General features: G+C 66.1%; 23 protein-coding genes. 14 read left to right on the plus strand and 9 right to left on the minus strand.

The genetic code is table 11. The features are described 5' to 3' along the window. Positions 1-292 precede the first annotated feature (292 nt). The 3 genes from ACV229_RS07590 to ACV229_RS07600 all read left to right on the plus strand — a co-directional run bounded on the left by ACV229_RS07590 (position 293) and on the right by ACV229_RS07600 (position 3,327). Positions 293-808, plus strand: a complete 516-nt coding sequence (locus ACV229_RS07590; protein WP_448082501.1) for a GNAT family N-acetyltransferase — start codon at positions 293-295, stop codon at positions 806-808. A gap of 333 nt (positions 809-1,141) precedes the next feature. After that, the gene (locus tag ACV229_RS07595; protein WP_448082502.1) at positions 1,142-2,737 is read left to right on the plus strand and encodes a thioredoxin family protein; all 1,596 of its coding nucleotides are present in this window, start codon (positions 1,142-1,144) and stop codon (positions 2,735-2,737) included. Between the two features lie 224 nt (positions 2,738-2,961). Then, positions 2,962-3,327, plus strand: coding sequence for a 5-carboxymethyl-2-hydroxymuconate Delta-isomerase (locus ACV229_RS07600; protein WP_448082503.1), 366 nt, complete (start codon positions 2,962-2,964; stop codon positions 3,325-3,327). An 83-nt stretch (positions 3,328-3,410) separates the two neighbouring features. On the opposite strand, the gene ACV229_RS07605 is transcribed toward ACV229_RS07600, so the two are convergent. Beyond that, the gene (locus tag ACV229_RS07605; RefSeq protein ID WP_448082504.1) at positions 3,411-3,680 is read right to left on the minus strand and encodes a DUF4148 domain-containing protein; all 270 of its coding nucleotides are present in this window, start codon (positions 3,678-3,680) and stop codon (positions 3,411-3,413) included. 283 nt (positions 3,681-3,963) lie between these two features. After that, the gene (locus tag ACV229_RS07610; RefSeq protein ID WP_448082505.1) at positions 3,964-4,878 is read right to left on the minus strand and encodes a LysR substrate-binding domain-containing protein; all 915 of its coding nucleotides are present in this window, start codon (positions 4,876-4,878) and stop codon (positions 3,964-3,966) included. Between the two features lie 180 nt (positions 4,879-5,058). On the opposite strand from ACV229_RS07610, the gene ACV229_RS07615 reads away from it, so the two are divergent. The 6 genes from ACV229_RS07615 (at position 5,059) to ACV229_RS07640 (ending at position 9,039) form a co-directional block, all read left to right on the plus strand. Next, complete coding sequence (locus ACV229_RS07615; protein ID WP_448082692.1) at positions 5,059-5,757, plus strand: pirin family protein; 699 nt, start codon at positions 5,059-5,061, stop codon at positions 5,755-5,757. Between the two features lie 49 nt (positions 5,758-5,806). Further along, a complete protein-coding gene (locus ACV229_RS07620) occupies positions 5,807-6,229 on the plus strand; it encodes a DoxX family protein (protein WP_448082506.1) in 423 nt (140 codons plus the stop codon). Between the two features lie 129 nt (positions 6,230-6,358). Next, positions 6,359-6,919 (plus strand): cytochrome b, encoded by a 561-nt coding sequence (locus ACV229_RS07625; RefSeq protein WP_448082507.1) that lies wholly within the window; start codon positions 6,359-6,361, stop codon positions 6,917-6,919. 8 nt (positions 6,920-6,927) lie between these two features. Then, the gene (locus tag ACV229_RS07630; RefSeq protein WP_448082508.1) at positions 6,928-7,488 is read left to right on the plus strand and encodes a YceI family protein; all 561 of its coding nucleotides are present in this window, start codon (positions 6,928-6,930) and stop codon (positions 7,486-7,488) included. 68 nt (positions 7,489-7,556) lie between these two features. Continuing rightward, complete coding sequence (locus tag ACV229_RS07635) at positions 7,557-8,135, plus strand: YceI family protein (RefSeq protein ID WP_448082509.1); 579 nt, start codon at positions 7,557-7,559, stop codon at positions 8,133-8,135. A 223-nt stretch (positions 8,136-8,358) separates the two neighbouring features. After that, entirely contained in the window at positions 8,359-9,039 is a 681-nt protein-coding gene (locus ACV229_RS07640) for a MarR family winged helix-turn-helix transcriptional regulator (RefSeq protein ID WP_448082510.1), read from the plus strand. A gap of 112 nt (positions 9,040-9,151) precedes the next feature. Here the strand turns inward: ACV229_RS07640 and ACV229_RS07645 are convergent, their stop codons facing one another. From ACV229_RS07645 to ACV229_RS07670, 6 genes are all read right to left on the minus strand, one after another. Further along, positions 9,152-10,021, minus strand: coding sequence for an alpha/beta hydrolase (locus tag ACV229_RS07645; RefSeq protein WP_448082511.1), 870 nt, complete (start codon positions 10,019-10,021; stop codon positions 9,152-9,154). A gap of 83 nt (positions 10,022-10,104) precedes the next feature. Next, the gene (locus ACV229_RS07650) at positions 10,105-10,893 is read right to left on the minus strand and encodes an SDR family NAD(P)-dependent oxidoreductase (protein ID WP_448082512.1); all 789 of its coding nucleotides are present in this window, start codon (positions 10,891-10,893) and stop codon (positions 10,105-10,107) included. Between the two features lie 50 nt (positions 10,894-10,943). Further along, the gene (locus ACV229_RS07655) at positions 10,944-12,212 is read right to left on the minus strand and encodes a Rieske 2Fe-2S domain-containing protein (RefSeq protein WP_448082513.1); all 1,269 of its coding nucleotides are present in this window, start codon (positions 12,210-12,212) and stop codon (positions 10,944-10,946) included. A gap of 25 nt (positions 12,213-12,237) precedes the next feature. Continuing rightward, a complete protein-coding gene (locus tag ACV229_RS07660; protein ID WP_448082514.1) occupies positions 12,238-13,539 on the minus strand; it encodes a Rieske 2Fe-2S domain-containing protein in 1,302 nt (433 codons plus the stop codon). Positions 13,540-13,584: 45 nt separating this feature from the next. Further along, positions 13,585-14,568 carry a PDR/VanB family oxidoreductase gene (locus ACV229_RS07665; protein ID WP_448082693.1) on the minus strand — a complete coding sequence of 328 codons (984 nt, stop codon included), beginning with the start codon at positions 14,566-14,568 and terminating at the stop codon, positions 13,585-13,587. A 34-nt stretch (positions 14,569-14,602) separates the two neighbouring features. Further along, a complete protein-coding gene (locus ACV229_RS07670; RefSeq protein WP_448082515.1) occupies positions 14,603-15,154 on the minus strand; it encodes a bacteriohemerythrin in 552 nt (183 codons plus the stop codon). Positions 15,155-15,495: 341 nt separating this feature from the next. Between ACV229_RS07670 and ACV229_RS07675 the strand changes: the two genes are divergently transcribed. Continuing rightward, entirely contained in the window at positions 15,496-16,584 is a 1,089-nt protein-coding gene (locus tag ACV229_RS07675) for a porin (RefSeq protein ID WP_448082516.1), read from the plus strand. 115 nt (positions 16,585-16,699) lie between these two features. Here ACV229_RS07675 and ACV229_RS07680 read toward each other — a convergent pair whose 3' ends face one another. After that, positions 16,700-18,103 (minus strand): GntP family permease, encoded by a 1,404-nt coding sequence (locus ACV229_RS07680; protein ID WP_448082517.1) that lies wholly within the window; start codon positions 18,101-18,103, stop codon positions 16,700-16,702. A gap of 321 nt (positions 18,104-18,424) precedes the next feature. Between ACV229_RS07680 and ACV229_RS07685 the strand changes: the two genes are divergently transcribed. The 4 genes from ACV229_RS07685 to ACV229_RS07700 all read left to right on the plus strand — a co-directional run bounded on the left by ACV229_RS07685 (position 18,425) and on the right by ACV229_RS07700 (position 21,305). Further along, positions 18,425-19,903, plus strand: a complete 1,479-nt coding sequence (locus ACV229_RS07685) for a sigma-54 interaction domain-containing protein (RefSeq protein WP_448082518.1) — start codon at positions 18,425-18,427, stop codon at positions 19,901-19,903. A gap of 133 nt (positions 19,904-20,036) precedes the next feature. Beyond that, complete coding sequence (locus ACV229_RS07690) at positions 20,037-20,564, plus strand: BON domain-containing protein (protein ID WP_448082519.1); 528 nt, start codon at positions 20,037-20,039, stop codon at positions 20,562-20,564. A 61-nt stretch (positions 20,565-20,625) separates the two neighbouring features. Further along, on the plus strand, positions 20,626-20,910 hold the full coding sequence (locus tag ACV229_RS07695; protein WP_448082520.1) for a hypothetical protein: 285 nt from the start codon (positions 20,626-20,628) through the stop codon (positions 20,908-20,910). Positions 20,911-21,014: 104 nt separating this feature from the next. Beyond that, positions 21,015-21,305 carry an H-NS histone family protein gene (locus ACV229_RS07700; protein WP_448082521.1) on the plus strand — a complete coding sequence of 97 codons (291 nt, stop codon included), beginning with the start codon at positions 21,015-21,017 and terminating at the stop codon, positions 21,303-21,305. Positions 21,306-21,527: the final 222 nt, after the last annotated feature.

Raw genomic sequence — 21,527 nt, forward strand, 5'->3', positions numbered from 1 at the left:
CCTATCCTCGCATCGTTGGCGCCGTCATGGCGGAAATGCCGTTTTGACAAGACAGCTTGACGGAGTTTAACGCGAACCGGCGCCGAACACGGAGCATTTTCGTGCGGTGCGAAAAGAGGGGGGCGCCGAGGCAGGCACCCGAGGGGGGCGCCGAGGCAGGCACCCGCGATCCTTATGACGTAAGGCGATCGTATGACGAATAGGTGAAATCCGCTAAGCTCAAGGTTTTTCCCGCCATGGCAAGCGACGTCCGACAGAGGACGAGCGCGTGCGGCCTCTACCCGAGACCATCATGCCCGACATCACGATCCGACACAGCGAGACGAAGGATATCGACGCGATCCGACAGATCGCCGCGCACCCCGCGGTCTATACGAACACGCTGCAGCAGCCGTTTCCGTCGCTCGAAAAATGGGCGCAACGCATCGAAGGCGTTCGGGAACGAGGGTTCAGCCTCGTCGCCGAGATCGACGGCGAGGTCGTCGCCCACCTTGGGCTCGATCCGGAAAAGAATCCGCGCCGGCGGCACGTCGCGGGGTTCGGGATGATGGTCAAGGCGTCGCACCACGGGCGCGGCATCGGCAACCGGCTGCTTGCGTCGGCGATCGATCTGGCGGAGAACTGGCTCGGCGTCACGCGGATCGAGCTCACCGTGTTTTCCGACAACGGCGCGGCGATCGCGCTGTACGAGAAGCACGGCTTCCGGGTCGAAGGCGAGTCGCCTGATTTCGCGCTGCGCGACGGCGAGTACGTCGCCGCGTCCCACATGGCGCGGCTCAGGCGCACGGCCGCGGGTGTCGTCCGGTAGCGCCCGGCCTCGAGAGACCGCCGACTCCGGCGGCGGTCGCGAATGGCGATGCATGTGCAAGTCGCGCAGCTGCCGGAATGCGCGGCTCGCGATACCGATTGAACCGGTTGGAACCTGCGCGTCGACGGGCATCGCGTGCGATGCGCGGTTGCCGGGCAATCCGCATTCGGCACGTCATAACCATTCGAAAATTCATTCGTTTGCCGGCCGGCGCGCGCGCCGTATCGTTCGATGATTTTGCATGCGGCATGCGTGGCAGGTGCGGGCGACAACGTTTGCGCCGACCATTTATGCCGCACCACGGCCGCCTTCCCCAAAACGGACACCGCTTCGATGAAAACTGTTTTTCGGAAACTGACTGCCGCGTGGCTGCTCGCTGCGGCAAGTACGGCATTCGCCGCCAACACCCCGCAGGGCGTCCCCTCGGACGGCGTGCCGCGCGAGTCCGTGCACCTGCCTCCCGGCATTGCATGGCAGCAGGGCGACGTCGACGCCGCGTTCGCGACGGCAAAACGTACCGGCAAGCCGCTGCTCCTCTACTGGGGCGCGGTGTGGTGCCCGTCGTGCAATCAGGTGAAGTCGACGATCTTCAGCCAGCAGGCGTTCAAGACGCGTTCGTCGTTCTTCGTGCCCGTGTATCTCGACGGCGATACCGAGAGTGCGCAGAAACTCGGCGAGCGCTTCAAGGTGCACGGCTATCCGACGATGATCCTGTTCCGCCCCGACGGCACCGAAGTCACGCGACTGCCGGGCGAGGCCGATCTCGACCGCTACATGCAGGCGCTGTCGCTCGGCATGAACGCCGCGCATCCGGTGCGGCAGACGCTCGCGAACGCGCTGAAAGGCGGCACGGCCGTGACGCCCGACGAGTGGCGTCTGCTGGCCGACTATTCGTGGGACACGGATGGCGCGCTGCCGGTGCCGGGCGAGCGCGTCGCCCAGACGCTGCAGACGCTCGCGCGGCGCGCGCGCGCAGCCGGTGCGACAGCCGACGCGTTGCGGCTCGAATTGAAATCGGTGGTGCTCGCGGCGTCGGGCGATCCGGCGCAGGCGGGCGCGCTTGACAAGGCGGCGGGCGCCGATGCGCTGCGCACGGTGTTGCGCGATGCCGCGCTATCGCGCGCCGATTCCGATGTGCTGGTTGCCGCGCCGGCGAGCGTCGTCGCGTATCTCGGCAGCGATGCCGCGCAGCGCGCGCAGTTGCGTGGCGCGTTCGACGCGGCGCTCGCGCGCTTGTCGGCGGACCCGACGCTGTCGTCGATCGATCGGCTGATGGCGCTGCATGGTCGCGTGCTGCTGGCGCGCGGCGATGCGCGCAAAGGTGCGCCGCTCGACGCGCCGGCACTCGTCGCCACGGTGCGCACGCAGACGGCCGCGGCGCTGCGCGGTGCCGCGAATGCGTATGAGCGGCAGGCGCTCGTCAGCGAGGCCGCCGATACGTTCACCGACGCCGGGCTGCTCGACGAATCGGATGCGTTGCTGAAGGCCGAGCTCACGCGTTCGGCGACGCCGTACTACTTCATGTCCGGGCTCGCCGCGAACGCGAAGGCGCGCGGCGACAAGGCCGCGGCGCTCGACTGGTACCGCAACGCATACGATGCGGCGACGGGGCCCGCGACGCGGCTGCGCTGGGGCGCGACCTATTTCGCGAATGCGGTCGAGCTGGCGCCGGACGATGCGGCGCGGATCGAAGGGATCGCCGGCAGCGTGCTCGCGCAGGCCGGGCAGACCCGCGATGCGTTCTACGGCGCGAACCTGCGGGCGCTGACCAAGGTCGTCACGCAACTGAATCGCTGGCGCAGCGGCGGCGCGCACGACGCGTCGGTGCGGTCGGTGGTGAAGCTGTTCGACGGTGTATGCGGGAAGCTGCCGGCCGGCGATCCTCAGGCGGCGGCGTGCGAGCGGCTGATTCAGCCGGTGAAGGCGTAGCGCGTCGCGGCGCGGTCGCGCGGCTTGCGTTGGCGTGACATTGGGCGCGTGGGAGCGGTGGCGGGGCGGACGTGTCGGCCCGTCCATATCGACAAGCCCGATCGCGACGGCGCTGCGTGCGTCGACTTACGACGGGCGTTACCATTGCCGCTGTTCATCGGGCCGGTCCGGCGCAATCGGATCGGCATCCGTGCGCCTCTGACTCCGACTACGCCTCCGACACCATGCCACATCTGACGCTTGAATATTCCGCCAACCTCGACGGGTTCGATGCGAGGGCAACGCTGATCGCACTCAACGAAGCGCTCGTCGCGTCCGGCCATTTCGACGAACTCGACATCAAGAGCCGCGCGCTTCGTTTCGACGAATTCGTCGTCGGCACGTCGCCGGCGCCGCGCGCGTTCGCGCACGCGAAGCTAGCGATGCTGAGCGGCCGCTCCGTCGACGTCAAGCGTGAGCTGGCCGAGCAGCTGCTGGCCGTGCTAAGCGCGCATTGCAGCGCGGGTTCGGGAACGCATTTGCAGCTTTGTGCAGAAATGCTCGACATCGAGCGCGAGTCGTACGCGAAGGCGAGCATCGCGCCGCGCTGACGGCGCCGCTCGGCACGACGTCCGGGGGCCGGTGACCGCCAGCACGCGTTCGACGCGCAATGGCCGCGTTTCCTGATTTCCGATTACTGCCCCGATTCCGACGTCGCGCCGCGTGCGCCGCCATAGCCCGATCCGTCGGCTTGCGCAGCGTTCTTCTGTTGGGCCACCTTCGCTTCGGCGGCAAGGATGCTCTCGGGATAGAACCAGTCGCTGGGCTGGAAGCCTGCCTTCTTGAGTGCGACCACTTCGTCATGGACTTGCGCGCGCGTCAGCGGCTGATTCGACTGCGCATGGGCGGCGAGGGGAGCAGAGACAGTCAGGGCTACGGCAATCGCTCGGACCAGGGATTTCATGATCGTGACCTCCACGTTTCGGATGACGCGACTTTGCGTCTGTCGTGCGAAGCAGTGTAGGCCGGGGACGAAGCACCATAAATGGCGCGGCGTCCAACTCAGTGTTCTGCGGTGAATAACAATGGGCAGGGCGATACGTGCGGGCAGCGCGTGTCAGGCGCGCGGCCGACAGCGGATCGGATTCCAGCAGCGACCGGGGCCGGAACCCGTTCGCGAAATCCGGGTGCAGTGCAGGCACCTCGCCTATGTGCAGGCTGACGACGCCCGGGTCGTCGACGTTTCGCTACGCGTCGTTCAGCGCTTCGAACCCTGCGGCGAGCGCATCGAGCAGGTGACGAACGGCGGGAACCATGCCGCGGCGTGACGGGAAGATCGCGTGCACGAGCCCCGGCGTTGTCGACACGCCGGGCAGCAGGTGCAGCAGTCGGCCTGCCTGGATATCGTCGGCCACCAGTTCCCGGGGCAGCCTCGCCACCCCGATCCCGCGTATCGCCGCATCCCGGAGGCTGGCCAGGTCGTCGGTCGCCAGCCGCGGCTGATGCACCCAGGGCGCGGCCTGCCCGCCGGCGTCGATCAGGTTCCAGACGAACTTCCCGCTGTCGCTGGCCATCGACAGCGTGGGCCATGCGTGCAGGGATTCGATCGACGTGGGTGCCGGATGGCGCGCCGCCAATTCCGGGCTTGCGACCAGGATCAGCACCGACAGGCCGAGCTGCCGGACCGCGAGATCGGTGTTTTCCAGCGGCGGAATCCTGACCCGGATCGCAAAGTCGAGGCCTTCCTCGACCACATCCACGCGGCGGTTGGTCGCGTCGACCAGCACATGGACCTGCGGGTTCGCCGCGAGGTATCGCGAAATGATCGCGGAGACGCCGGAGTTCAGCAATGCGACGGGGCAGCTGATTCGCACGGTGCCCTGCGGCTGGGACCGCGTCTGGTCCACGATGTCCTTGGCGGCCTTCGATTCCGCGACCACCGCAACGCAATGTTCGTGGAACCGCCGCCCGGTTTCCGTCAGCGACAGGCTTCTGCTCGTGCGATTGAGCAGGCGGACCCCGAGCTCCTCTTCGAGCGCGCGAATGCGCCGGCTGAGCTTCGACGTCTGTACGCCGAGGCTCCGCGCGGCGGCCGTGAAGCTTCCATGCTCGACCACTTCCGCGAAGAGCCGAAGGTCGTTGAGGTCGGTGATCGGGTTCATCTGCGTGGTTCCCTGAGACTCAATCGTTCTACAGAAAGCAATGATACTTTGTGATTGCGGATCTATGCAGCCGATTGTTGCGAATCTAGCATTCTCCCAACGGTGGCTGCTGGCCGATCCCGATCGGGCGACGGCCTGGCAACGGCTCGCGTCGCGGGCGGCACGAAAAGGGATGCGCACATGCTTACTCATCGGCGTTGGGAATCACTGGACGAAGCGGATATCGGGTGGCTGCGTGCGAAATACCACTTCGTGGTCAGCGCCGACGGCAATCCCGAGCACGGCGCGCTGGGCCCGCTGATCGTCTGGAACGACGACGAGATTGCGGTCGGCAGCGGCTTCCCGATGCATGGGCACCGCGACATGGAGATCGTCACGTACGTGCGCCAGGGCGTGCTCGGACATCGGGACACGCTGGGGTCCGAAGGCAGGATCCATGCGGGCGACGTGCAGGTCATGAGCGCCGGCACGGGCATCCGTCACGCCGAGTTCAATGTGGGCGACACGCCGCTCAAGGTGTACCAGATCTGGCTGCTGCCTCGTACGAGCGGCGGCGCACCCCGGTGGGAGACGAGGCCGTTCCCGAAAGGCGAGCGATCCGGGAGCTTCGCCGTGCTCGCCAGCGGCTTCGCCGACGACGCGCAAGCGCTGCCGATCCGGGCGGATGCGCGGCTGCTCGGCGCGACGCTGAAGGCGGGAGAGCGCGTTCGGCAAATGCTGGAGCCCACGCGCCGCGCCTATCTCGTCGTGGCGTCGGGACGCGTCGAAGTGAACGGTGAACGCATGGGGCCGCGCGACGGTGTCGCGATCACGGAAGTGGCGGCGGCCGAGATCGTCGCCTTTGAAGATTCCGAGCTGGTGATGGTGGACGCCGGCTGAATGCATTTTCTCTTGTCCACCCGAGTTGCTTCATCTCAGGAGATTTGCCATGAATCGTTACAGGTTTCTTCCGTTGTTGGGTCGCATTCTGATCGGCGCGCCGTTTGTCATGAGCGGCCTGAGCAAGCTGGGCGCATACGCCGCGACGGTCGGCTATATCTCGGCGATGGGCTTGCCGGTGCCGCCGCTCGCGTTCGTCGTCTCGGTGTTGATCGAGGCGGGCGGCGGCCTGCTGCTGATGTCGGGCTACCGCGCGCGGGGCGTGGCGTCGGTGATGGCGCTGTTCTGCCTGGTCACGGCGGTGTTCTTCCATCACAACTTCGCCGACCAGAACCAGATGATTCACTTCCTGAAGAACGTGATGATGGCCGGCGGCCTTCTGCAGATCGCCTACTTCGGGGCAGGCGCCTTCAGTCTGGATGCGCGTTCCGGTCGGGTCGCGCTGCGCGCTGCGGCGCCGAGCGCGAGCTGATCGCGCGGACAACACGCTGTCCGGTTGAACGTCGGCCGCCAGTCGCGCCATCGACGCATGAACGAATCGGCCGGGCGGATTCCCGCCTGGCCGGCACCGATCCCGACCTTTCGCCAAAACGAGGAACCCATGGCTTCGAATGCTTCGCCGGGCGCGCCGGCCGTCTATACGCAGACCGCGATCGCGCTGCACTGGCTGATCGCGCTGCTGATCGTCTGCGGCTTCGCGCTCGGCTGGGTGATGACCGACATCCCCGGCTTCACGCCGACGAAGCTCAAGTATTTCTCGTGGCACAAGTGGATCGGCGTGACGGCGTTCGCGCTCGCGGTGATCCGCGTGCTGTGGCGCGCGACCCACGTGCCGCCGCGGCTGCCGGACGGCATGCCGGCGTGGCAGCGCGTCGGCTCGCACGGCGTGCACGGGCTGCTGTACGCGCTGATGCTCGTGATCCCGATTACCGGCTACCTGTACAGCTCGGCGTCGAACATCCCGGTCGTCTACCTCGGCATCGTGCCGCTGCCGCGCCTGATCGATCCCGATCCGGCGCTGAAGGAAATCTTCAAGACGCTCCACGTGTCGTTGAATTACCTGTTGCTTGCGCTCGTCGTGCTGCACCTGCTCGCGGTGGCCAAGCACCAGGTGCTGGACCGTGACGGGCTGCTGTCGCGGATGCTCCCCTTTGCCAAATGAAGGATCCCATGAAAGTGTCTTTCTCCCGCTCCATGCTGGCCGCGTTCGCCGCGGCGTCGCTTGCCGCGTCGGGCGCGGCGCTCGCCGACGTCGATCTGGCGAAGAGCAAGGTGTCCGCCGTGTCGAAGCAGATGAACGTGCCGACCGAGGGCTTGTTCAAGAAGTTCGCCGCGCAGATCAGGTTCGATCCGGCACAGGCCGCGCAGGGCAGCGCGCAGGTGACGATCGACATCGGCAGCTACGACCTCGGCGACAAGGCGTACAACGACCAGGTCGCCGGCAAGGACTGGTTCGACGCGAAGGCCTATCCGCAGGCGACCTTCGTGTCGTCGGCGATCGCGCCCGCGGGCGGCAACAAGTACAACGTGACCGGCAAGCTGACGATCAAGGGCAAGGCCGAGACCGTCACGTTGCCGGTCACGGTCACGCAGAACGGCGCGACGCAGACCTTCGACGGCGTGCTGCCGATCAAGCGCTCCGCGTTCAACGTCGGCACCGGCGAGTGGAAGGACACGTCGATCGTCGCCGACGACGTGCAGATCAAGTTTCATATCGTCGCCACGAAGTAAGCGCGGCGGCGTCGCATCACCCAACGCCGCATACGGGCGTGGCAACTCAACTTTGCAAGGAGATTGACTTGAAGAAGCATCTGATGATCGGGGCGAGCGTGCTCGCCGCCTCGCTGTCGTTCCCGGCATTCGCCGATGTGTCGACGTACCAGTTCGATCCGGCTCATACGTACCCGAGCTTCGAGGCCGACCACTTCGGCGGCCTGTCGGTGTGGCGCGGCAAGTTCGACAAGTCGAGCGGCACGGTGACGCTCGATCGTGCGGCGAAGACCGGCACGGTCGACGTGACGACCGACATCGCATCGATCAGCACCGGCAACGACAAGCTCGACGAGCAACTGCGGACGCCGGACTTCTTCGACGCGGCGAAATACCCGGAAGCGACGTACAAGGGGACGATCAGGTTCAACGGCGACAAGCCGGTTTCGGTCGTCGGCAACCTGACGATGCATGGCGTCACGAAGCCGCTGACGCTGAAGATCGATTCGTTCAAGTGCATGCCGCACCCGATGCTCAAGCGTGAAGTGTGCGGCATCGACGCGGCCGGCGAGTTCAGCCGCGACGACTTCGGCGTCGATTACGGCAAGGCATACGGCTTCAAGATGAAGACCCGGCTGCTGATCACGGCCGAAGCGATCAAGCAGTAAGCAGTCGTGCCGGCACGGGGCGCACGGCCCGTGCAGTGTGAGCCGCCGCGCCTTCCTCCGTCGCGCGGCGGTGTTTGGCTTGCGCCACGTTTCCCTGTCGGGACGTGGCGCTTTTTTTTGTCGACCACCGTTGGGCGGTCGAGCTTCCGTGGAAGATTGTTCTCGAGGGGCGGGTGTGCCACAATCGGCCGGAATCGCATGACAATGCATGGAAGCCATCGAGATGAGCACGACCGCCAAAAAGCCACCCGCGCGCACCCGGACCCGCAAGCCTGCATCGTCGACAGCGGCGGAGGCGCCCGGCGGCATGAATCTTCCGGGGAAAAGCCTCATCGAGTTCATTTCGTTGCAATGGCAGCGTGAGCGCAGCGATCTCGATCTCTCCAACTTCCTGCTCGCGATCTACTTCATGCGGATCGGCACGCTCGTCGACCAGGCGTTCGACAAGATGTGCCAGCGCATGGCAGGCATCAGCGGATCCGACATGCGGGTGCTGCTCGCGTTGCGCCGCAGCGGCCATCCGTACGCGAAGCGTCCGACTGACCTGTATCGGGCGCTGCTCGTGACCTCGGGCGCGATCACCAAGAAGATCGACCGCCTGGCCGCGCTCGGCATGGTGGAACGGCAGCCCGATCCGAGCCACGGCGGCGGGTTCATCGTGCACCTGACGAAGAAGGGCCTCGACGTCGTCGAGAAGGCGGTCGTGAAGCTCGCGGAAGAATCGTCGATCGCGCCCGCGATGGCGCATTTTTCGGACGAAGAGCGTGCCGCCGGCAATGCGTTCTGCTTGCGCACGCTGGCATTGATGGAAGAACTCGTGCTTCCCGGACTCGAAGAACCCGATCAGGCATCGTCGAAGCGGCGCGCCAAGGATCCGCGGCGCCCGGCCCGCGGCGGGGAATAACGGAACGCCGCCGGTCCGGCGGCGCCCGTCGGCAACGTCACGCCGTGACCGTGCCCGAAGCGCTGCGCCGGCAACGCGACGCAGCGTCTACCGCAACGCGTCGCCGGCTACGCTACGCGGCCTCCACCGCAGCGCGCAGCATGTCGGCCACCTGGCGCTGGGCCAGCGCCGCGGCATCGACCTCGCCTCGCATGCCGTAGAACGTATGCAGCATGCCCGAGTACCGCACGCAGGTTGCCGGGACGCCGGCTTCGGCCAGTTTCCTCGCATAGGCTTCGCCGTCGTCGCACAGCACGTCGCATTCGGCGGTGATCACGAGGGTCGGCGGGAGGCCGGAATGGCTGTCCGCAAGGACCGGCGACAGTGTCCACGCCAAAGGCGAAACGCCGTGATCGAGCGCGTAGGTGCGGAATGCGTGGGCGACGTCGGCCGTACGCTGCAGGAAGCCCTCCGCATAGGCGGACAGCGATGCGCGCTGCTGGCGAGCATCCGTTGCCGGATAGACGAGCGCCTGCGCGAGGATGCGCGGCGCCACACGATCGCGTGCGAGCAGGCACACCACCGCGGCAAGATTGCCGCCGGCGGATTCCCCGAACACCGTCAGGCGTGACGACGGCAGGCCATGCTCATGGCCGTGCTCGGCAACCCAGCAGGTCGCCGCCCACACATCGTCCAGCGCCGCAGGGAACGGATGCTCGGGCGCGAGGCGATAGTCGACGCTGATCACCGCAAGTCCGGAGTCGTTGGCGAGATGACGGCAGACGGCGTCGAGGCTGTCGATATTGCCCATCAGCCATCCGCCGCCGTGAAAGGCCATCGTCACGCCGGTGGCGCCGTCGGGATGATAGATCCGCACCGGGATATCGCCGCCGGGACCGGGAATGGCAAGGTCGAAAACCTTGTCGACATGAGGGCCGGGCGCCCGCGCGGCAGTGCGCGCGGCGACGCCCGCCCGCGCTTCATCGGGGCTCACGTCGGCCATGCCGGGTTTTGCCGCGGCCGCCGCGGCCATCGCCCGAAGCGACGGGTGAAGCTGGCTTTGAGTGGAGGAATGCATTGCGGGTCTCACGGAGTCGGCGTGGCCGACGGGGCGAATGTGATGCGGGGAACCGCGGCCAGGACGCTGAGCCCGCCATCGACGGTGACGATTTCGCCGGTCATGTGGGCGCTCAGGTCGGAGGCCAGGAACAGCAGGTGGCCCGCGATTTCCGCGGGCGTGGCGGCCCGCCCGACCGGAATGGCTTTGCCGATGGCCGTCCACGTGGCTTCGTCCAGGCGCTGGTTCAGCCGCGGCGTGCGGACGAAACCCGGGGACACGGCGTTGATGCGCACGTTATGGGGCGCATATTCGGTACCCGCGCAGCGCACGAGGTGATGCAATGCCGCCTTCGAGGCCGCATAGGCGACCTCGTTCGGCACCGCCCGATCGCCGGCGATCGAGCCGACGAATGCGAAGGTGCCGCCGCCATCGGCCTTCATCATCTCGCCGCCGATCTGGATCGCGAGATACGCATGGCGCACGACGATGTCGAATTGCTGGTCCCACGACGTATCGTCGACGGCGGCCAGCGGCTTGATGCCCGCGATGCCGATGATGTCGACGACACCATGGATCCGGCCGAAGTGCTGGCGGGCCGTATCGAACACGCGCTGCATGTCGTCGCGAACGGTCGCGTCCGCGACGCACGGTATCCCGCCCACGGCTTCTGCAATCTGCCGCGCGAGCGCCTCGTCGCGATCGACGCACAGTACGCGAGCGCCGGCCTGTGCGAGCGCGCGAACGGCCTGTTCGCCGATACCCTGGCCGGCGCCCAGCACCACGAATCCGCGACCGTCGAGCCGCAGCAGCGACAAGTAGTCCGGTGTGTTGTCTCGGGTGTTGCTGTTCATCGTGATGTTCCTCCTCAGGCTGCCACTGCTTGCCGATGCGACGGCAACAGGTCTTGCCATGCCGCGCCGTCTTCGAGTTGCCGGTCGCAGGCGCTCACGCCGCGCAGATCGAGGCCGAGCGCGAGCGGCGGCCGGTTCTCCATCACGCGCCTGACCGAATCCATCAGCACGCGGCGCACGCGGACGACTGCCTGGTCGGCGGGCACCAGATGCTCGCGCGAACGGTCGTAGAGCGGCCCCTGGGACAGCCCGATCGACGCATCCTCGACCTCGACGCCGCGCAGCCCGGTCCAGTTCTCCTTCATCAGCTCGCGGTTCTGGCCGAACGAATCCGCCCAGCTTGCCGTGAACGTGCAGTTCTTGCGGTCATAGTACTTCGGGTCGTTCAGCCCGAGCAGCTCGACGATCTTGTCTTCGGTCACCGGCACGTCGCCGTGGACGACGATGTAGGTGCTCGTGTGCGTATCGTCCTCGGGCACTTCGAGGACAGTGAACTGGAACGCCGGAGCAGGGATGATGCGGCCGTACGGAACGATGAACGGGACCACGCGTGCGTTGCGGACGTTCGCGTCATTCGTCTTGCGCAGCGCAACATAGTGGAAGCCGAACGCCGTGTCCTCGATCTTCAGCACCGGTTCCAGGTCGTTGGAAGCCAGCGCTGCCGGATTGACGACGTCCTGGTTGGGCTGGAACTCGTTGTCCTTCCAGCCGGGGCGCGCCATGTTGGTATGCAGGACACCGACATGCGAGCTGTCCTCGCCGCCTTCGACCAGCTGCAAGTAGTTGCAGGCGACGTTGACGCGCAGCACGACACGGTGGCCCGGTTCCGCGTCCATGAACGCGTAGCGCGAGAATGCCGGAAGCTGATCGGCCGGCCCGACATACGCCCACACGATGCCGCCGGCTTCGCGCACGGGAAAGGCGGGCGCCTTCATGCGCGCGGCGTAGCGGGGATCCGCATGGTTCGGCGTTTCCATCACGTCGCCCGACGCGCTGAACTTCCAGCCGTGGTACAGGCACCGGATGCCGCCTTCCTCGACGCGGCCAAGCGCGAGCGATGCGCCGCGGTGCATGCACAGTTCCTCCAGGAAACCGACGTTCCCTTCGGTGTCCCGGAACGCGACGTAGTCCTCGCCCAGCAAACGGACGCGCAGCGGCGGGCAATCGGGGGCCGGCAATTGCGCCGACGTGCATACGGGGTGCCAGAAACGTCGCATCAATGCGCCGCCGGGCGTACCCGGACCGACGCGGCACAGCATTTCGTTATCCTTTTGAGTCAACATGTCGGAACTCCTGTCTGAAGCGGGGTTATGAGTTGCGTTGGGTGCGGGCGCCGGCCGACGAGACGATCCGGTGGTGCGGAACCAGTTGCCGCCAGTCGTCGTCCAGGCCGATCTCGCCCGATATGCCGATTGCACCGCCCGCGTCGGCGTGCAGTGCCGGGATGTCCTGCTGATCCCGTTCCGCCCGCGCACACGCGAGCAGCGTGCGATGAAGGCGGCTGATCGCGAGGTCTGCGCTCGACAGCATTTCCAGCGAGCGGTCGCGGATCGGGCCGCTCGAAATGCTGCATGCGGCGTCTTCCTGCGTGATGCTGTCGAATCCGGTGAAGTGGCCGTCGCGTTGCGACTGACGATCCTGCCGATAGCCGTTGACGAACGACATCGCCGCCGGCGAGTCGCACGTGTCGAGCGTCATGCCGTATTTGCGGAGCGTCGGCTCGTCGAGGCCCACGAACGCGAGCTGCGCGCTGCGCAGCGGCTCTTCGCCGACGGGCTTTTCCGCATCCCACCACACATGGAAGAAATAGCAGCGCTCGTCGTTGATCGGGACCGCGGCCAGCCACACGTCGCCGTTCGCGTTGGCGATGAAGCACGGCGCGATGAACGACGTGACGCGCGCAATGCGGTGTTCGCCGGTCTGGCGGATCGCCACGTAGTGAAAGCCGAAGTCGGTTTCGTCCGCCTCGATCGTCGGGGCGGCATCGAATTGCATGTGCGTGATCTTTCCCGCGTAGTCCAGATCGGAGTCGTTGGTCCGGGCCAGCGCGGAACTGTGCAGCACGGTCAGATGCGACGAGTCGACGAGCCCTTCGATCACCTGGACGAAGTTGCAGTTGACGATCGCGCACACGTTGATGCGATGCGAGTCCGGCTGGTCCATGAACGCCCGGTGCGGGAACGGCGGTTCCTTGCCCTGCGGACCCAGGTAGGCCCAGATCAGGCCGCCCGCCTCGCGCACCGGGTAGGTCCGCCCCTTGATGCGGTCCTTGAACTTCGGATCGGGGACGTTCGGCGTCTCGAGCACCGTCCCGTCCACCGCGAATTTCCAGCCGTGATAGATGCAGCGCAGGCCGTCGCCGTCTGCGCGGGCAAGTTGCATGGACGCGCCCCGGTGCAGGCAACCCTCGTCGTAGAGCCCGGGCCGGCCTTGCTGGTCACGCCAGACCACGAACCGCTGCCCGAGCAGCTCGATCGTTTTCGGGTCGCCATTCGGCTGCGGCATATCCGACGACTGGATCACGGGCAGCCAGAAGCGGCGCATCGCGTTGCCCATCGCGGTGCCCGTGCCGGTTCGGCACATCAATTCATTGTCCTGCTTGGTCAGCATGCGGATCTCCTTGATTCGGTGTCAGGCAGTGTGCGAAAGGCGGCGTCACAGATCGAGCACCAGTCGCGAAGTCATGGCGCGCGAGCAGCACGGCATGAAGCAGTCGTTGCGCGCGCGTTCGTCGTCGGTGAGATAAAGGTCACGGTGGTCCGGCACGCCCGCCAGCACCCGGGTCATGCAGGTGCCGCAGACGCCCTGCTCGCAGGACAGCGGAAGGTCGAAGCCGGCATCCAGCAGCGCATGCGCGACGCTTTGATCGGCCGCAACCTCGATGACTGCGCCGCTGCTCTGGATCTCGATTTCGAACGCACCGTCCTCCGACGAATCGATCGGCGCGGCCGCGAAATATTCACGATGCAGATGCGCGTCGTCCCAGCCGAGTTCGCGGGCAGTCTGGAGGATGTGATCCATGAAGCCGGTCGGCCCGCATACGTACAGATGCCTGTCGGCCGACGGCGCGCCTATCGCAGCCCGGGCATCGAGCTGCTGCGCGGCCGGGCCGTCGTCGACGTGCACATGCACGTGCGATTCGCGTCCGGATGCCGTTTGCTGAAGGCGTTCGACGAGCGCCATGCGCGACAGCGAGCGGCCACAGTAGTGCGCTTCGAAGGGCCGGTTCTCGCGTGCCAGTTGCTCAGCCATGCAGATGATCGGCGTAATGCCGATGCCGCCCGCGAACAGGATCGATCGGTCGGGGCCGCCGTGAAGCGCGAAGTGATTGCGCGGGATGCTGATGGTGAGCGTGTCGCCCACCTGAACGTTGTCGTGAAATGCGACGGATCCGCCGCGCGACTGCGGATCGCGCAGCACGCCGATGCGGTAGCGCGAGCGTTCGCCAGGCAGGTCATACAGCGAATACTGGCGCACGAGCCCGCCAGGCAGGTGCACATCGATGTGCGCGCCGGCGTCGAAGTCCGGCAACGGGGTATCCGACAACGGCGTGAGTTCGTAGCCGAAGATATCGTCGGCGAGCTGCGTCCTGGCGGCGACGTTGACCTGCAATATCGTGCCGATCGGGGGATTGGACATTTCCATGGTGACTTCCGGATAAAAGAGGAGCGTGTCAGGCGGCACGGTGCGGACGACGCCGAATGACCACCGGGGCCGCGCCCAGTTGCTGCTGAACGAGCCAGCGGGAGAGGCCGAGATCCATCACCCGCACGTGCTCGGGAAACCAGTCCGCAAGCGCGCGGGCAAACGAGCGAACGACCGAGGGTCTGCCCGCAGCCAGTGCGTCGCGAACCTCGTCGATCGATCGGAGCACGGCCGCGTGCTCGTCGATATGGCAGCCGGCCGATTCATAGGCCGTGCTGCGCATCGCGTCGTCCTCGTCGCCGAAATGGCGGCGCGCATGGTCGGCAAAGGCTTCGAGCGCGCGCTCGAGGTGCTCGTCCGCCACCGTGAGCAGCGTGTTGACGCAGTCGACGAACTCGTGATGCGCGTCGTCCATCGACAGATGGCCGAGCGCATAGTCGTCGTCCCACGCGAAGCCGCGCGATACAGGCCCGTTTACGCCGGTCCGGCCCGCCGGTTCCGCGTCGGGGAACGCGACGGCCGTCATCGGCATCTCTGGTGGGGACGAGCAGGTCGTCCCGTTGTCTTCCGATTCTTTCATTTGTCGATACACGATCGCCCGGCAAGGGCGGTTGATCAATATGTCTTCCGAGGAAGATAGATAACGACGCGCTGAATGTCGAGGTAGGGAAAACGATGACGACGCTATACGTATGTAGAATCACGCTGAAATAGGGTTAAACACCCAATTTAAGGCGGTGCTGGCGCAGTGTCGAACGGGAGGGACTCAGGGAAATTCCGGTACTTGAAATCAATTGACGAGGAAGAAGTTTGATAAGTATCTTCCTTGGCAGACATTTATCGGATCGGAGGAGCTGAGTGAGTACAACGTCGAAGTTGTCCGGATGTGCGCCTTCGTGGCGTACGGTGGTTGGGTGCGGATTGTCATTGCTGGTGGCGTGCGGGCCTGGCGCCGTGCGGGCTCAATCCAGCGTGGCGCTATACGGGATCATCGATACCGGCATCGAGTACGTGACGAATGTCGGGCCGCAAAAGTCCAGTGTCGTGCGCACGCCGACGCTCACGGCATCCATCCCCTCGCGATGGGGATTGCGCGGCAAAGAGGATCTCGGAGGCGGTCTCAGCGCCGTTTTCGTGCTGGAGTCGGGTTTCGCTCCGTCGCAGGGCACGCTGAACCAGGGCGGCCGCCTGTTCGGCAGGCAGGCGTATGTCGGACTGTCGTCGGCGCGGTGGGGAACGCTGACCTTCGGCCGGCAGTATTCGCAGATCTACTGGGCGTTGCCGGGCGACACCATGGGGCCGAATATCTATGCGGCCGGCGATCTGGACCCCTACCTCGCGCAGGCGCGGGTCGACAACGCGGTCGCCTATACGTTCACGTCGTCCGGGCTGACCGTCGGGGTCACGTATTCGTTCGGGCGTGACGCGGTGGATCCTGCAGAGGCCGGAGGGTGTGCCGGCCAGTCGCCGACGGACTACCGGGCCTGCAAGTCGATGTCTGCCCGGATCGCGTACGACGCGACGACGTGGGGCGGCGCGGTGGCCATCGACCGCAACTACGGTGGCGGCGGCACCGGCTCACCGCTGCCCCGCAGCTCGCAAACCGATACGCGTGCGGTGATCGACGGCTTCGTGAAGTTCGGTTCGGCAACGTTGGGCGCCGGCTTTCTGCATCGAATCAATCACGGGGCGCAGACGCCGACGCTGTTCGACGCGACCAGCAACTACTGGTGGATTGGCGGCACCTATCTGCCCATTCCGCAAATCGCCCTCGACGCGCAGTTCGGCCATATATCCGTGAGCGGCAGTTCACAGGGGGCCTCCGTGATTGCCGCACGCGCGATGTACTTTCTTTCGAAGAGCACGTCGGTCTATGTCACCGCCGGGCATGTGTTCAATCAGCGCAACGCGGCGTTCACGATCGACGGCGGCGTGATTCCGCCCGCTTCGAGTCCGTTACCGGGCGTGGACCAGACGGGCGCGTTGGTGGGTATTCGCCACATGTTCTGATCGCGCGGGCTTCGCGCCGCGCAGCGCGTCATCCGATGTGCCCGGAAATGCCGGGCAAGGCCGGGGCGCTGGTGTTGCAGTGAATGCAGTGAAACCAGCGCCCGGGCGCAAGCCGTTACACGAGGCCCGTCGTGTAGTACACGGCGATCACGAAGAACACCGCGAGCGTCTTGATGACGGTGACCGCGAAGATGTCGCGATACGACTCGCGGTGCGTGAGGCCCGTCACCGCGAGCAGCGTGATGACCGCGCCGTTGTGCGGCAGCGTGTCCATGCCGCCGCTCGCCATCGCGACGACCCGGTGCAGCACGTCCATCGGGATGTTCGCCGCCTGCGCGCCCTTGATGAACAGGTCCGACATCGCGGCGAGCGCGATGCTCATGCCGCCTGATGCCGAGCCGGTGATGCCGGCGAGCGAGCTGACCGACACGGCCGCGTTGACGAGCGGATTCGGAATGCTCTTCAGCGCATCGCCGACGACGAGGAAGCCCGGCAGCGCAGCGATCACGCCGCCGAAGCCGTATTCGGACGCGGTGTTCATCGCGGCGAGCAGCGCGCCGCCGACCGCCGCCTTCGAGCCGGCCGCGAAGCGTTCGCCGACGCGCTTGAACGCGGTGGCGATCACGAGCAGGATGCCGAGCAGCAGCGCGGCCTCGACCGACCAGATCGCGACGACGGTCTTGATCGACGTCGTCACCGGCGTGTGCACGCCGGGCAGCACGTCGGGCGCGACCGTGTACGACGCGGTGCCGTACCACGACGGGATCAGCTTCGTCAGTGCGAAGTTCGCGACGCCGACGAGGATGAGCGGCGCAATCGCGAGGACCGGATTCGGCAGCGAGTCCGTCTGCACGCGTTCCGGCTCGTTGACGAGCGACGTGCCGTAGCCTTCGCCCTTCGCCATCGCCGAGCGGCGGCGCCATTCCAGATACGTGAGGCCGACGATCACGATGAACACCGAGCCGATCGTGCCGAGCACGGGTGCGGCCCAGGCGGTCGTCTTGAAGAACGTGGTCGGGATGATGTTCTGGATCTGCGGGGTGCCGGGCAGCGAATCCATCGTGAACGAGAACGCGCCGAGCGCGATCGCGCCGGGCATCAGCCGCTTCGGAATGTTGCTCTGGCGGTACAGCTCGGCCGCGAACGGATAGACCGCGAACACGACGACGAACAGCGACACGCCGCCATAGGTGAGCAGCGCGCACACCGCGACGATCACCGCATTCGCGCGCGAGCGGCCGATGTAGCGGATCGCCGCGTGGACGATCGATTCGGAGAAGCCGGACAGCTCGATCACCTTGCCGAATACCGCGCCGAGCATGAACACCGGGAAGTACAGTTTGACGAAGCCGACCATCTTCTCCATGAAGATGCCGGAGAAGACCGGCGCGACGGCGGCCGGATCGGTCATGAGCACGGCGCCGAGCGCGGCGATCGGCGCGAACAGGATCACGCTGTAGCCGCGGTACGCGGCGAACATCAGGAACGCCAGCGCGGCGAGGACGATCACGAAAGACAAGGGAGTCTCCTAATGGCTTTGGTTGTTGTTCGGTCGTGCGGCGAGCCGCGCCGCTGACCGGCTCAGGTTCGTGCAGGTTTCGTGCCATCGGCCGGATTGCGCCGCCGGACGCGGGTCCGCCGGAGGCCGGCGGGCCCGCGCCGGCCAATCGTCAGTCGATTCTACAGAAAACGTCTCCGGCGGGAGACGGATTATCCGTTCGGCCAGGGTCGAAAGGCGCTGCGAACGCGCCGGATCAAGGTCTTGCCGGCTGTCTCCGGAATGAGATAATTCGTCTCGTTCCGGAGACAGCGGATAACGATACGCGGAGACGACGACACGATGATGAACGACTGGGCCCGATTGCCCGTCGATTACGGCGACCTGCTGCGGCGTGCCGCCGAATCGCTGTTCCGGACCTTTGAAGGGTCGAGCGCGGGCACGCTGATCGTCGACCGCGACGCGCGGATCGTATGGATGAACGAGCGCTACGCGGCGCGCTTCGGTTTCGCCGATCCGCAGCAGGCGGTCGGACTCGACTGCGAGGCGGTGATCCCGCACAGCCTGATGCGCGAGGTCGTGTCGACCGGGCAGCCGATCCTGCTCGACATCATGGAGACGGGCCGCGAGCCGCTCGTCGTGACCCGCCTGCCGCTCAAGAACGACGCAGGCGAGACGGTCGGCGCGATCGGCTTTGCGCTGTTCGACGAGCTGAAGACGCTTACGCCGATCTTTTCCCGATACGTGCAGCTCCAGCAGCAGCTCATTGCGACGCAGCGCTCGCTCGCGCAGGCGCGCCGCGCGAAGTACACGTTCGCGAGCTTCGTCGGCACGAGCGCGGCGAGCCTCGAGACCAAGCGCCAGGCGCGCCGCGCCGCGCAGGTCGATTCGCCGGTGCTGCTGCTCGGCGAAACCGGCACCGGCAAGGAGCTGCTCGCACATGCGATCCATGCGGCGTCGGCGCGCGCGCTCCAGCCGCTCGTGACCGTCAACGTCGCCGCGATTCCCGACACGCTGCTCGAGACCGAATTCTTCGGTGCGGCGCCCGGTGCGTATACGGGCGCCGACCGCAAGGGGCGGGTCGGCAAGTTCGAGCTGGCCGACCGCGGCACGCTGTTCCTCGACGAGATCGGCGACATGCCGCTGCCGCTCCAGGGCAAGCTGCTGCGCGTGCTGCAGGACAAGGAGTTCGAGCCGGTCGGCTCGAACCGCATCGGGCGCGCCGACGTGCGGATCATCGCGGCAACGTCGGCCGACCTGCCGGCGCTCGTCGCCGCCGGGCGCTTCCGCGCCGATCTCTATTACCGGCTCAATGTGCTGACGATTCACGCGCCGCCGCTGCGCGAGCGCGCGGCCGACATCGCGGCGCTCGTCTACGCGACCCTCGAGGAACTGGCCGCCCAGCATGGACGCGCCGCGCACTGCGAACTGACCGACGACGCGCTGCGGATGCTGTGCGCGTATCCGTGGCCCGGCAACGTGCGCGAACTGCGCAACACGCTCGAACGCGCACTGATGCTGTCGGACCGATCGGTGATCGACGCCCGCGCGCTTGCGCCGTTTCTTGGGCCGTCGCGCGCGTCGTCCGACGGCATGCCGCCGGTGCAGGCGTCGGCGGTGCCGCGGACGGAGCGCGACGCCGGCGCGGTACCCGATGCGCGTGCGGTGTCGTATGCGGACGCGATGGCGGCATGGGAGCGTCAATTCCTGACCGACGCGCTCGCCGCCTGCAACGGCAAGGTGGTGGACGCGGCTGCGCGTATCGGCATCGGCCGCGCGACGTTCTACAAGAAGCTCGCGGCGCTGGGGATCGAGCTGTGAACTGCAGCGCCGCGTGTGCCGGCTCGGCCGAATGCAGGTTGCGGCAGGCGCACCGGAGTGCGAAGCATGGGACCGCGAAGCATGGGATCAGAGCAAGTGCTTTAGTGCTTGCTCGGATCAACGGGAGGTGACGATGAAGCGAACCTGCATCGCGTGGTGGCTGGCCGTGACGATCGCGGCGCCCGCGCTCGCGCAAACCGATTCGGCCGGCGAGCCGCAGGCGCGGCGCAACTGGTACAACGATCCGTTCGTTGCGCTGTCGCAGGACTTCGCCGAATGCCCGCTGCCGCTCGGGCCGTGGATGACCAAGGCCGAGATGCAGGACGACGCGCACTATCGCGTCGAGCGCGGCACGACCTGCTGGCTGGCCCACCGTTGCACGAAACCGAATTCCTATCTGTACGACGCGCCGATCGCCGATGCGGCGAAAGCGCATTTCGCCGGCAGCGCAGGGCTGGGCGGCACGAGCCTGTGGATCACCGTGCAGCGGCGTTTCATCTACGTCGAAGGATGCGCGGACACGTCGTTCGATCGCGCAGCATTGCAGCGCGAACTCGAGGCGCTGCCCGACGTGGAACAGGTCTTCGTTCGCATCACCGACGATCCGCGCCGGAAGCTGCCGTACAAGACGCGCGCGCGGCCTGATCGCATGCCGGATTGACGCGGACGCACCGGCGCGTGGCATACTCGCGACATTCAAAAAAGGGTTGACGGAAAGAACAATGAAACACATGCTTGCGTCGGTCTGTCGACGGCCTGGATCGTGGTGCAGACAGGCCGGGTTGATCGCTCTGTTGGCCGGGCTCGGAGGCTGCGGCGGCAGTGCCCCGCTGTTTACTTCGGACGGGCGCCCGACCACGCTGGTGCAATGCACCGGCAATTCGTGGAGCAATTGCACGGACAACGCGCGCGCCACCTGCAATGGTGAATTCGACGTGCTCAAGCAGTCGGAAGACGGCGGCGTGCGGAGCCTTCTCTTTGCATGCAAGAAGAAAAGTCCGTATTGATTCCGTAATCACAGGCCGAGAAAACCCCGAATCGGACCAGGCACTTTTCTATTTGCTTCGCGTCACCTATTTTTCATAGATAACATTCAGGGAATCCCATCCATATGGCGACCTACAGGCAACTGACAGCGCAACTCGAAAAGCTTCAGCAGAAGATCGATAAGGAACGCGAAAAGGCGATTACCGATGCGATCGCGTCGATCCGGGCGAAGATCGAGGAATTCGACATCACGCCGGAGGAGCTTGGTTTCCGTTCGCATGGCGCCGCCGTCAAGACCAAACGTCCGTTGCCGCCCAAATATCGGAATCCGAAGACCGGTGAAACCTGGAGCGGACGAGGCCGTGCGCCGGCATGGCTCGGCAAGAACCGGGCGCGTTTCCTGATCAAGGACTGATTCCCGAAAAACCTCACCTTTCGTGCGCTGACTGACGGTGCGAGCGGCCATGCGGCCGTCGCACCGTTTTGTTTTTGTGCGATCGCGGATCGTTTGAAGCCGTCGAACCGTCGAACGGCGCCTCACGATCGCCGCGTGCCATTTCGGCAAATCGCCGCGATTTATCCGCATATCACGGCGATTTCCTGTAAACAGCGGCGCAATTGCGCGTTGCATGCGCAT

This window comes from Burkholderia sp. MR1-5-21, assembly GCF_053427715.1.